Source organism: Mongoliitalea sp. (genome assembly GCF_054166905.1).
Window position 1 is genome coordinate 1 of the sequence record NZ_JBSZCK010000039.1, and the last position, 11,916, is coordinate 11,916.

The window sequence follows — 11,916 nt, forward strand, 5'->3', positions numbered from 1 at the left end:
CCATCAATTGCCTCCTGCTTTAGCTGGAGGCCAAAAAATAATTATCCAATTCATTTTGGCTTTAGCCAATTATTCTGGAATGGATTTCTAAAGGTGGATTCCATTCGATGGGTTGGACAAAAGCCACAACCCTATTGATAGGATAACCCTACAAAAATTATTTTACAGAGAAACCATCAATTGCCTCCTGCTTTAGCTGGAGGCATTGAATTCTATGACATCCAAATCATCATTTAATTGCTCCAGTAATTCAAGATGACTCTTCTGATGTATTGGATGGATAAAATCGGGCAAAACATCCACTAGAGGAACTAAAACAAATTTCCGCACTGAAATATACGGGTGTGGAACTATGAGCTGAGGCTCATGGATAATCTGTTTCCCCAAATACAAAATATCTATATCCATGGTGCGATTACCCCATTTCTGTATTCGCTCTCTACCAAGCGCCTGTTCTATTGATTGAATAACTTCGAGGATTTCTAATGCTTTCAGATCGGTCTCCAAGATCAACACTTGATTCAGGTAATTCCCCTCAGAGGCTCCTCCCCAAGCAGCAGTTTCATAGATTTTGGATTCTTGGACAATTTCCCCTACTATATTGCTGAGTTGTCGTTTTGCTTCCAAAATCAATTTTTCCCGATCACCTAAATTCCCCCCCAAAATCAAAACTACTGTTTCCATTTACATGTTACGCTTAGAAAGATACAACTTTAGTAAAAAACCAGTAATTTTAGGCACTTAACCAAAAAAACTATGAAATTCTTAGGAAATGTTTTAGCCGTCATCGTAGGCTTACTCGTATTTTCTGTTCTCAGCTTTTTCATTCTTGCAGGCATCATTGCAGCGATTTCTGCTTCAGATAGCGAAGTCAAAGTGAAGGAAAACACAGTCCTTCAACTCAACCTCAATGGAAGAGTGCTTGTAGAGCGCACCAACGATAATGACCCTGACTTTTCATCAGTAGGCTTATTTGGAGGGGTATCGACCGTGGGATTAACCAATATCAAAAGAGCGATCAATGCAGCCAAGGATAATGACAACATCAAAGGTATTTATTTGAAGGCTGGTTTTTTTACTGCCGGCCAAGCTGGCTTGAAAGAAATCAGAGATGCCTTATTGGATTTTAAAGACTCCGGTAAATTTATCATCAGTTACGATGAGGTATATGGAGAAAGTGGCTACTATCTCAGTTCTGTTGCTGATGAAATCTATTTAAACCCTTCCGGTATGATGGAATTCAATGGTTTTGCATCGGAAGTGGTGTTTTTGAAGGGCATGTTCCAAAAAATCGAAGTAGAACCGGTGGTTTTCCGTGTGGGAGATTTCAAAAGTGCCGTTGAGCCCTTTTTATTGGATAAAATGAGCGATGAAAACAGGCTACAAACGGAAACCTTCCTAAATGACTTAAATGACATCGCACTGAAAGAAATCAGTGAAAGCAGGTCTATTGCACTAGACAGAATTACCGAAATCAATCAGCAGATGCTGGTAAGAAAAGTTCAGGATGCCATTGATTTAAATATGGTGGACAACCTTTGGTATGAAGATCAGGTGATAGATCACATGAAGGAAAAAATGGGTCTAAAAGAAGATGATAAAATCAATCTCATCAATGTTACCCGTATGAATGCTGCAACTTCGTCCAAAAACAAGTTATCAAAAAATAGAATTGCCGTAATTATTGCAGAAGGAGATATTGTGGATGGAAGAGCAGAGGACGCTATCAGCTCGGAGATATTCAAGCAGGAGGTTCGCAAAGCCAGAAAAAACGATGATATCAAAGCAGTAGTCATCCGTATCAACTCCCCTGGAGGCTCAGCATTAGCATCCGAAGTGATTTGGAGAGAACTGGAGGAATGCAGCAAAGTGAAACCTGTGATCGCTTCTATGGGAGAAGTTGCAGCTTCTGGAGGCTATTACATCGCAGCAGCAGCGGATACCATAGTAGCACAACCAAACACTATAACAGGTTCCATAGGGATTTTCGCATTGTGGTTTAATGCTCAAGGCCTTTTGAATAATAAATTGGGCATCACAACAGATGTAGTAAAAACAGGAGAATTTTCTGACTTTGGAAGCCTCTCCAGAAAATTGACAGATGGAGAAAGAGCAATCTTCCAAAATCAAGTAGAACAAGGATATGATACATTTTTAAGTCGTGTATCCTCCGGAAGAAATATGAGCAAAGAAGCTGTGATGGAAGTAGCTTCTGGACGTGTGTGGTCGGGTGTACGGGCTCAAGAAATTGGATTGGTTGATGTGCTTGGTGGTCTGGAAGATGCCATTAAAATTGCCGCTACCAAGGCTGATATTGCAGAGGATTACAGAATCATCTATTACCCTGAATCCAAACCTTGGTTTGAGCGCTTCTTAAATCAATTCACCAATGACGTACAAGCCTTCTACAACACCAAAAAATATGGTGAATTGTATCCAATCATGAAGCAGGTTGAGAGAGTCAATCAGTACAAAGGGGTAATGGTACGTTTGCCGTATGATATTGAAGTGAGATAATAAAGGAGGAAGGATGAGGGAGGAAGGATGAAATGAAATAAGAAACAAGAGACAAGAAGCAAGAAACAAGAGTTTAGACACAAGACTCAAGAGCCAAGAAGTAAGACTCAATTGGGCTCATAGAGGAGATGAGGGGTTGGATCTTAGATTTTAGTCCCGATAGCTATCGGGATTAGATTTTAGATTTAGGGGATTTTGGAGCTGAGATTAGTTATCGGGAAAAGCAACCGCAAAGGACCCAAAGTTTGACGCTGAGAACGCTGAGATGGATGGTCTCGAAAGTCTCAAATATCTCAGAAGAAAATGGCTAAATTGTTTTCAAATTATCCTATCTGTGCTGATCTGTGAAATCTGCGGACAGCCCACTTTGCGAGCGCAGCGACCAATCGTTGCGCTCGTTGCGTGAAATAAGGAACGGGAAAAGATTTTTAATACATGAAGACATCAAAAAATTAAAGATTCAAGTCTCTCCGCATCAAGTGTGCCTGAAGACTTGAACCTCTTTACATTCTGCGTGAAATCCGCTTAATCTCCTATATCTGTGAGAACCTTATTCTTGAAGGAGAATTTCCCATGCTTCCTGAATCTTACCCGCATCGAGGGCATCTTTAGCCAACAGATGCAAGTGATAGCGATACCCCTCTTCATCTTGCTGTAACCGCTTCTTGAGGTCTACTATATCTGTATGTGAGGAGCGCTCAGCAATAGCATCAGCCGAGGGAAGCAATTCCACATTCCCCAATTTTCCTAAATGATTTCCCGTCAACACCACAGAATACCGGATGTGGTCAGGAATTGCATCTACACCAATCCCCTTATTCCTCACAGGTTTTTCGATTTCAAATAAGGCAGATCCATTTGCTCTACAATACCAATCACCCCCCATTCGCGCTACTGTGTCAATCTTGAATGGATCAATTTTTCCCTGATTATCAAAAATATGATCATGAAAATGCGCCAAAACTACTTCACACATGACCAAATTACCCGCACCACCTTCTTCGCCCGTGGGTATTACCTGCAAAACTTTGCATTCAAAAGCAGCAGGTGACTCTTTTACCCTTGGCGGCTTGACCATGCTGGAAGCCTCTTCCGTTAAACCTGCTTTTACAAACTCATTGACACCCTTGTCATACTCCGTACTTGCCAGGGACATTTGCTCGACCATGGCATAATCTACCATATTGATGACCACTTCCGGAACTTCCAATACATTCTCCAAACTATGCTTAGTAGTATTATCACGCACGCGGCGAGCGGGAGAGAAAATAAGAATGGGAGGATTGGAACCGAAAATATTAAAAAAACTATAGGGACTTAAGTTGACATTTCCTTCCTTGTCAATAGTACTTGCAAAGGCTATTGGACGTGGACTTATCGCTCCTAGGAGATATCCATGTAGCTCCTGTGTACTGATTTCTTTTGGATTGATTGTTTTCATAGGTATGTTCAAAAGAACTATTATTTCAATAAATTAAGAGTTTTTTTTCACTGCCTGTACGATCAACTCCGCTGTATGTTCGGATGCTGATTGACTTCCGATTTTTTCCCGGATCAAATCATAACCTTCATAAATCGTCGCTTTCACCTGTACATTACTCAGCATACGATTCAATTCATCTGTCAATCGATCCATGGAATAATCATTCTGAATCAGCTCGGTTACGACCTTCTTTCCAGCGATGAGGTTAACCAAGGAAATAAAGGGTACACGGATCAGATGCTTCCCAATATGATAGGAAATACCGCTTGTCCGATATACCACCACCTGAGGTACTCGGAATAGGGCAGTTTCCAAGGTGGCAGTTCCTGAAGTAACGACAGCCGCTATCGAATGTTTGAGTAAATCGTATGTTTGGTCGATAACAACTCGGATACCTACCTTGATAGCAGTTGCATAGATTGCCTCAGGAAGATTATTTACCCCAGCAATGACAAATTGAGCTTGAGGAAAGCGTTTGACGATCTCAATCATCCTTCCTAACATAGCTTGTACCTCCTGTTTTCTACTTCCCGGAAGCAAAGCTATAATTGGCTGATAGCTTAATTCGTTTTTTTGAAAGAAAAAAGGATGAGGCTCAAACTTCTGAATTTCATCCAACAATGGATTACCGACATAAGAGGCATTTATACCGAATTTTTGAAAAAACTCCTCTTCAAATGGCAAGATACAATAAACAGCATCTGTAATTCGGGCAAGTTTTTTGGCCCTTCCTTGATTCCATGCCCATATTTTTGGTGGAATATAATAGTGCACTTTTATTCCAAGTTTTTTGGCATGGGCAGCAATTTTCATATTAAACCCACCATAATCCACCAAAATCACTACATCCGGCCGGAAGATTTCAATGTCCTTTTTAACAAGGGACAGATAGCGGAGTACTTTTCGAAAGCCTAATAATACTTCTAAAAATCCCATAACAGCTATTTTCTGGTAGTGAACGGTAGCATTTAAACCTGCCTCTATGGAGTAATCACCACCCATACCTTTGAATACAGCTAGTGTATCCCTCTCTTGGATAGAACGGATCAAATTTGATGCATGAAGGTCTCCACTTCGTTCCCCAGAAATTAGATAGTATTTCATATCTCAAAGAAAATAAAAAAAGGAGACATCTTAACTGTCTCCTTTAGTAATTGCTTCCTTAAACTCACTCTCCGTAATATTCCACGAAATTGCGAGGTGTTTCATACAAGGTCAATTTATGCAAACTTCCATGAGGTACAATAGCATTCACAGCAGGAGCCAAAATCTTCCAAAATTCAATGACTAAATTCTCACAACTAGCCATTTTACCAGTCATAAAATCCACATCTAAGTTGAGATTTTTGTGATCTACTTTGTCAATGATTAATTCTTTGATGAGCTTACTTAAGTCTTTTAGGTCGACAACAAAGCCTGTTTCTGGATCAGGTAAACCCTTAACCGTTACAATCAACTCAAAATTATGCCCATGCCAATTAACATTAGCGCAAGGCCCAAATACTTCTTTATTTTTTTCTTCGGACCAATTCGGATTCCAAAGCTTATGTGCAGCGTTAAAATGCTCTTTTCTACAAACGTGTACCATCCCGTTTTTCAATTGAGATGCAAAAGTAAAGAAAAAGACTTGCAAATAATAATATGAAAAAAACTAAAGACTGTCTAGAATTCATATTGATATCTAAGACAGCCTTAGTAATTATTGTGCATTCATTAACAGAATCAATCGTCGCACAGCACTTTTATCTTTTAAATCAAAGCCATATTCATTTTCTAATTTTTTGAAGCGGCCATAGTCATCACCAAAGATAGCTTCTAGATCCTTCTTTTTAGTTTTCCATGGCATGACAACACCATCTTTAACCACGTACAACTCTTCACGATTCAAAAACATTCTAGAACGCTGAGAACCGTAAGCAGCAGAAGGATCATCACCCATGATTTTGTATTTATGTTCAATTAAGGTATAATCACCATCAACCATAACCTCCACAAATCGATTGGTACCTACTCTAGGAATATCATAACCGGACTTAAAAACTGCCTGTCTTCCTTGGTCTTCGACAATAAAACCCTGTATCATTTTAGGTGTATAGGCCAGTTGATTTCCTTCGATTCGATATTCCAGCTGATGACTATAAGCATTGAAAGCAACCATCAAATTTTTGACAGTATCCTTCTCAGTAAAGATCACCCTGCCCATTGAAAAATCACCCCAATATGGAGAACCCTTTACATCAGGAAAAGAATTGGCCATTACAGGCATCCCATTACTAACATCTCTTAATAAACTTAACTGTGCGTATGAAGTATGAAACAACAACACGAACACAATACCTACTAGTAAACTTTTTACAACGTTCTTCATAACATTAAAATGGTTTAGTTATCAAAAAAGGCTGACATAAATGCCAGCCTTTTATTAAACCAAATATACCTTAATTTTTAATTTTGCGCAATACTAATTCCCACTTTTTTGTATCTCTCAGAAGGTTGGATAGTATTATTACCTTCAAGTTCAAGAACAAGTACTCTTGATCCGGAAGTGGCACCAGGGTCTAATATCTGAATGGTTACATCAGCAAAGCTAGAATTAGCAGGAATTACAGCGGTACCTGTTGCATTAAAGTGAGTTCCAGCGACAGCTGTTGATTCATCTTCAACTACGCGATAGGTAATCGTCTCATCATTCGCTCGTTGAGGAGCAACAAAATTAACTCTAAGCGTTACAGTACCGGAAGCTCTAGTGATCAGAGGATCTGCAGCAGCTCCAGTCGTAACCAAAGGAAATAATGGTCTAGGCTGTCTCGCCAATAGTGGATAAGTTCTACCAGCAGCAGGGTTATTTACTACGGTAGCATCCCACTCAACTAATGAGCCGTCCCATAAGGCTAAGTCTTGTTCTAAACAGGATGAGAAAAACAAGGCTACAACCATTGAAAATACACTAACTATTCTTTTCATATTCTTTATTTATTAATAGCCTCTATTTTGATTTAAGTTGACATTACCATCCACTTCTCTTTGAGGGATTGGAGGTAAGATTCTGAAATCATCAAAAGCAACATTTGCTTTAGGACCTCTTCCATATCTCTTCAAGTCGAAGAAACGCTGCCCTTCAAATGCAAACTCTTTAAATCTCTCCAACAAGATCTCGTTTAACAAAGCCTCACCAGTCAATTCAACAGGAGCTAAGCCTCTCAAACCTTTGAAAGCGTTCAATTCAGCAAGAGCATCTGTTACATTACCAAGATGGAAATTAGCCTCAGCTCTATTCAAATGCATTTCAGATTTTCTAATTACAGGAACGTTATCACCGTAGGCGAAACCATTTTTAGAAGCAAACTTGATACACTCAATCTGACGACCAGCACCTCTATTAGAATTACCAGTAGTATACAAGAAACCACGAACATCTTCATTTCTAGTAACATCCCAGTTATCATTGTTAGCACCTGGAACATTAGCTACCTGCACTTGAGTTAATCCGAAGAAACCGCGAACAGTTGGATTAGGGATAAAATCACCCCACCCACCTTGAGCGTTTTTGCTACCGCCAAGATTCAGAATGGTTGTAAAAGAAGACTGAAGTGACTCGTTTACACCAATTGATTCAGCAGCAATTGCGAAGCGAACTTCGAACATGGACTCAGGATGAATATCAACTCTCCAACCAGCAACATACGCTTCTCCACCAAGAACAGTACCAACACCTGAATTTAATGCAGTAGTTGATTCAGCAACAGCCTTAGTCCAATCACCTCTATATAGTGCTACTCTTGAAAGTAAAGCAGACGCAGCAGCAGAAGATCCAAACTGGGTACCTCTAGCCGTCAGCAAACGCTTAGCATCTTCCAAATCGCTGTAAACTTGATCATACACCTGATTAATTGTAGCACGCGGAGATTGTCTAGAAAAAGCAGCTTGAGAAGTAATTACACCTTCAAGTACCAATGGAACTCCACCTTCGTCAACTACACCAGGTGAATAGATTGCAGTAGGCATATATGCATATATTTTGATTAAGTCAAAATAATACAAACCTCTTAAAAATTTAGCTTCGCCTTCCCAACGGGCAAGTTGAGCAGCAGAAGCACCTGTAACACCTCGTGAAAGCGCATCCAAAATGAGATTAGCTTCATTGATAGCGAAATAGGAGTTTTGCCAATTACCGTGATGAGCTCCTGGATTGTTATTGAATTCGCCGATCAATCGACCTGAATTATTAGTAGTCTGACCTACATCAGCCAATGCATCGGATACAGCGAACATGTTTCTTCCATAATTCGCGGTAGATCTCAAACGTGCATACACTGAATTCAAAGCTGCATCAACACCATCCGGCGTATTTAAAGCTCCATCAGCATCTATAGATTGTCTTGGATCAATTAGCAAGGCGTCCTCACAAGAAGTGAGCAATAATGTACTTGCCAAGAAGAAGGACAAAACAATTTTAGTAATATAATTTATTCTTGTCATATCTAATATATTTTAGAATCCTATTTGAACACCGAACTGGATGTTTCTTGTCAATGGAGTAGCACCAGTTGCTGCACCCGCAAACTCAGGATCATATCCAGGATAGTCAGAGAATGTCAACAAGTTCAAGCCCTGTGCATATACTCTTGCTCTAGACAAACCTAAGCTTTTCAACATAGACGGCTTGAAGTTATAACCAAATGTCAACTGAGCTAATCGGATAAAATCAGCCTTTAATAGAGTAGCTGAACCAAAGTTTCTGCTTTGGCTTCTGAATTCATTAGCATTACCTGCTGCAGTAACAAACAAACGTGGCACGTGAGTGATTTGTCCAGGCTCAGTCCAACGAGCGTCATACACTTCTCTCAATCCATTTAAAGTCAAACGTGTTCCTAATTCATTTAAGAAGTTGAACTGACCATCAGATACCACAGCACCAAACTCATAAGTAAAGAAAGCTGTTACATCAAAACCTTTATAAGAGAAGGTATTGTTAAAACCACCGAAGTGAGTAGATAGGTTAGAACCCAAGTAAACCCTGTCAGCTGCTAACGGTAGATAAGTAATATTTCTATCGATATCAAACCACATTGGACGACCAGTAGCAGGGTTAACACCAGCAAATTCAGCTTGGAACCAAGAACCTGGAGCAGCAACTCCATCTGTACCAGGGTTACCTACTGGCTGACCAACTGCAAGACCTGGGTTTGCAGGAAGTGCGTCTAAACCATCATAAAGGCTGATGATTCTATTCCAAATTCTAGTAAAATTAAATGATGAAGTCCATTTGAAACCAGCTCTATCGATGTTCACAGTCGTAATTTCCAATTCAATACCTTTATTCTGCAATTCACCTACGTTATTGGAGATAGAACCAAAACCATTTGTCCAAAGAATTGGCTGATTCAACAAAAGATCCTTAGTTCTTCTATCAAATACATCGACAGCACCGGTAACCCTGTTTCCAAAGAAACCGTAGTCCAAACCAATATTTACGGTTTCGTTTGTTTCCCAACCTAACTCAAGGTTAGCAAGGGATGAAGGTCTGATACCAGCCTGTCCACTATAGTTTCCAGCACCGCCATATAAACCTCTTGCAGCAAAGTTACCAATTTGGTCATTACCTGTACGACCCCAAGAAGCTCTTAACTTTAAGTCTGAAACAGTCTCACTATCTTTTAGGAAACCTTCTTCAACGATATTCCAACCACCTCGAACAGATGGGAATAAACCAAATCTGTTGTTAGCACCGAAACGGGAAGATCCGTCGTAGCGGGCTGTGGCAGTAAATAAATACTTTTTCTTGTAATCATAGTTAGCAGATCCAAAGAAACCTATTCTTCTATAACCTGTCCAGAAACCAGTGATAGACTCAGGAGTCGCCGCAGACTGAATAGTTCTAAATTGGAATGTTGGGAAACCAATACCAGCACCTGAAATACCTTCTCTTGTTTCAGAAAGAAATTCACCCCCTACTAATGCAGATACATTATGAACATTATTAAAAGTTTTATTCCAGTTCAATGTCTGAGTAGTGATGAAACGAGTTCTCCAGTCGGACTGTACAGAATTACGCCCTTGTACACCAGCTCCGTCCGGAGTACGTGGATCGAGATATCTATCTCCTTGTAATAATCTGTAATCCAATCCATAGAGGGATCTAAAGGTTATGTTATCGGCGATTTTGTAGTTAGCTACAATATTACCCACAACCGTATTAGTTCTCTGCAAACCTGTATTAAACTCATTCACAAGAGCTACATTCTGGCCTAATGTACCGAAGATCGCTGTATTAAATGAACCATCTTCATTCCTGATAGGATTGTGAGGTAGGATTGCTGAAGAAGAGAATTGAGGAGAACCTAAGAACGCTCCATCAACCGCAAACGGTACATTCTGCTGGAATGTAGATAGGTTTAATGAAGTTTCAATATTTAAACGCTGATTGGCTTGATGACTCAAAGCCACTCTAACAGTTCCTCTTTCAAAATCCACTGGTCGGAAAGATGCCTCTTGGTAGTTGTAAGAACCAGAGATGAAAAATGTAGTCTTAGCATCACCTCCAGAAACAGAAAGTTCATAATTCTGAAGATTTCCTCTACCCATCAATTCTCTCTGCCAATCATAAGATTGCAAACCATTTCCGATCGCATCTAACTGATCATTGGTGAGTGATTGCCAATCGGCTGGACGGCGGCCCATGTTTAACAAAGCCGTTGCACGAGGAGTCGCAGCACCACCATTTGTCAAAGCTTCAGTTCTCATATTATACCATTCTGGTCCATTCATGACATCCAAAAACTTGATTGGTTGAGTTTCTCCGGCAAATGCATTGAATTCAAATCTTGCTTTCCCTTGCTTACCTCTTTTGGTAGTAATGATAACAACACCATTAGCTGCCTGAGAACCGTAGATCGCAGCGGAAGCAGCATCCTTCAAGATCTCCATAGACTCGATATCATTAGGGTTTAAAAACGCTAATGGATTGGATTGCGTAAAGTTAGCATTGGAGGTGTTGTTCATCTGAACACCATCGATGATAAATAATGGCTCGTTACCAGCGTTGATAGAACCCACACCACGAATACGGATGTTTACGGCACCACCTGGTAGACCGTTGTTAGATCTTACCTGTACACCAGCAGCACGACCTTGCAAGGCACGGTCAAAAGACTGTAATGGTAGGTTTTCGATCAATTCACCTTTTACAGATGAAACCGCACCAGTCACCTCTCTCTTAGGCTGAACACCATAACCTGTTACTACAAACTCTTCCAAGTTTCTAGTATCCGGCTGTAAGACGGCATTGACCTGAGAACGGTTACCGATAGTTAGTTCTTGGGTTGTGGAACCCACGAAGCTAAACACAAGCACATTGCTGCCTTGTGGAACGTTTAGTGAATACTTACCGTCTAAGTCGGTAGCAGTACCAATAGTGGTACCTTTCACTATGACTGAAGCGCCTGGAATTGGCATGCCATCCTCACCGGATGTTACCGTTCCAGTCACTACACGACCTTGTGCAAACGCCGAAGCAGTAGCAAACAAGAGCGCAAGTCCTAGAAGTAAAACTTTCCTCATAATTAGTTTTTTTGGTTTAACGATGCCTCAATTTTATCTATTAAGTTGATATTATGCAAAACCATTCGAAAAATTTCCACTTAGATGTACGTGTATTGATTTCAAGAAAATTCGGATTTAACCCTTACAGTAAAATTAAATTTGTCTTTTTACTTAAAAATAGAAGACTAAAAACTTCTTAAAAACATATAGACCTGTTATGGAAAAGATAATTTTTTTTTATGATTATCCGCAATCATGCCAGTATGGATAAATAGAAGCAATGATGAGCCTGTCAAATAGTTTTTGACCGAAATATCTTCTGTTGAGCTTATAACAGAATTCATCAAGATAGTTCTGCATCATCCTTTCTGATA

Annotated in this window: 9 protein-coding genes and 1 pseudogene; 1 reads left to right on the forward strand and 9 read right to left on the reverse strand. The window is 39.9% G+C overall.

Annotated elements, in window-relative coordinates; all coding sequences use genetic code 11:
• Nucleotides 1-192 precede the first annotated feature (192 nt).
• On the reverse strand, nucleotides 193-684 hold the full coding sequence (folK, locus tag ACXIUD_RS14155; protein WP_458053298.1) for a 2-amino-4-hydroxy-6-hydroxymethyldihydropteridine diphosphokinase: 492 nt from the start codon (nucleotides 682-684) through the stop codon (nucleotides 193-195).
• 72 nt (nucleotides 685-756) lie between these two features.
• On the opposite strand from folK, the gene sppA reads away from it, so the two are divergent.
• On the forward strand, nucleotides 757-2,517 hold the full coding sequence (gene sppA / locus ACXIUD_RS14160; protein WP_458053299.1) for a signal peptide peptidase SppA: 1,761 nt from the start codon (nucleotides 757-759) through the stop codon (nucleotides 2,515-2,517).
• A gap of 550 nt (nucleotides 2,518-3,067) precedes the next feature.
• On the opposite strand, the gene ACXIUD_RS14165 is transcribed toward sppA, so the two are convergent.
• The 8 genes and pseudogenes from ACXIUD_RS14165 to ACXIUD_RS14200 all read right to left on the reverse strand — a co-directional run.
• Nucleotides 3,068-3,958 carry a flavin reductase family protein gene (locus tag ACXIUD_RS14165; RefSeq protein ID WP_458053300.1) on the reverse strand — a complete coding sequence of 297 codons (891 nt, stop codon included), beginning with the start codon at nucleotides 3,956-3,958 and terminating at the stop codon, nucleotides 3,068-3,070.
• 33 nt (nucleotides 3,959-3,991) lie between these two features.
• Nucleotides 3,992-5,104, reverse strand: a complete 1,113-nt coding sequence (gene lpxB / locus ACXIUD_RS14170; protein ID WP_458053301.1) for a lipid-A-disaccharide synthase — start codon at nucleotides 5,102-5,104, stop codon at nucleotides 3,992-3,994.
• Between the two features lie 64 nt (nucleotides 5,105-5,168).
• Nucleotides 5,169-5,588, reverse strand: coding sequence for a 6-pyruvoyl trahydropterin synthase family protein (locus ACXIUD_RS14175; RefSeq protein ID WP_458053302.1), 420 nt, complete (start codon nucleotides 5,586-5,588; stop codon nucleotides 5,169-5,171).
• Nucleotides 5,589-5,699: 111 nt separating this feature from the next.
• Complete coding sequence (locus ACXIUD_RS14180; protein ID WP_458053303.1) at nucleotides 5,700-6,368, reverse strand: hypothetical protein; 669 nt, start codon at nucleotides 6,366-6,368, stop codon at nucleotides 5,700-5,702.
• Between the two features lie 77 nt (nucleotides 6,369-6,445).
• Nucleotides 6,446-6,964 carry a DUF4843 domain-containing protein gene (locus ACXIUD_RS14185; protein ID WP_458053304.1) on the reverse strand — a complete coding sequence of 173 codons (519 nt, stop codon included), beginning with the start codon at nucleotides 6,962-6,964 and terminating at the stop codon, nucleotides 6,446-6,448.
• Nucleotides 6,965-6,976: 12 nt separating this feature from the next.
• Nucleotides 6,977-8,479, reverse strand: a complete 1,503-nt coding sequence (locus ACXIUD_RS14190) for a RagB/SusD family nutrient uptake outer membrane protein (RefSeq protein WP_458053305.1) — start codon at nucleotides 8,477-8,479, stop codon at nucleotides 6,977-6,979.
• A 12-nt stretch (nucleotides 8,480-8,491) separates the two neighbouring features.
• Complete coding sequence (locus ACXIUD_RS14195) at nucleotides 8,492-11,560, reverse strand: SusC/RagA family TonB-linked outer membrane protein (protein ID WP_458053306.1); 3,069 nt, start codon at nucleotides 11,558-11,560, stop codon at nucleotides 8,492-8,494.
• Between the two features lie 225 nt (nucleotides 11,561-11,785).
• A pseudogene (locus tag ACXIUD_RS14200) lies at nucleotides 11,786-11,916 on the reverse strand (IS1595 family transposase); the annotation flags it as partial.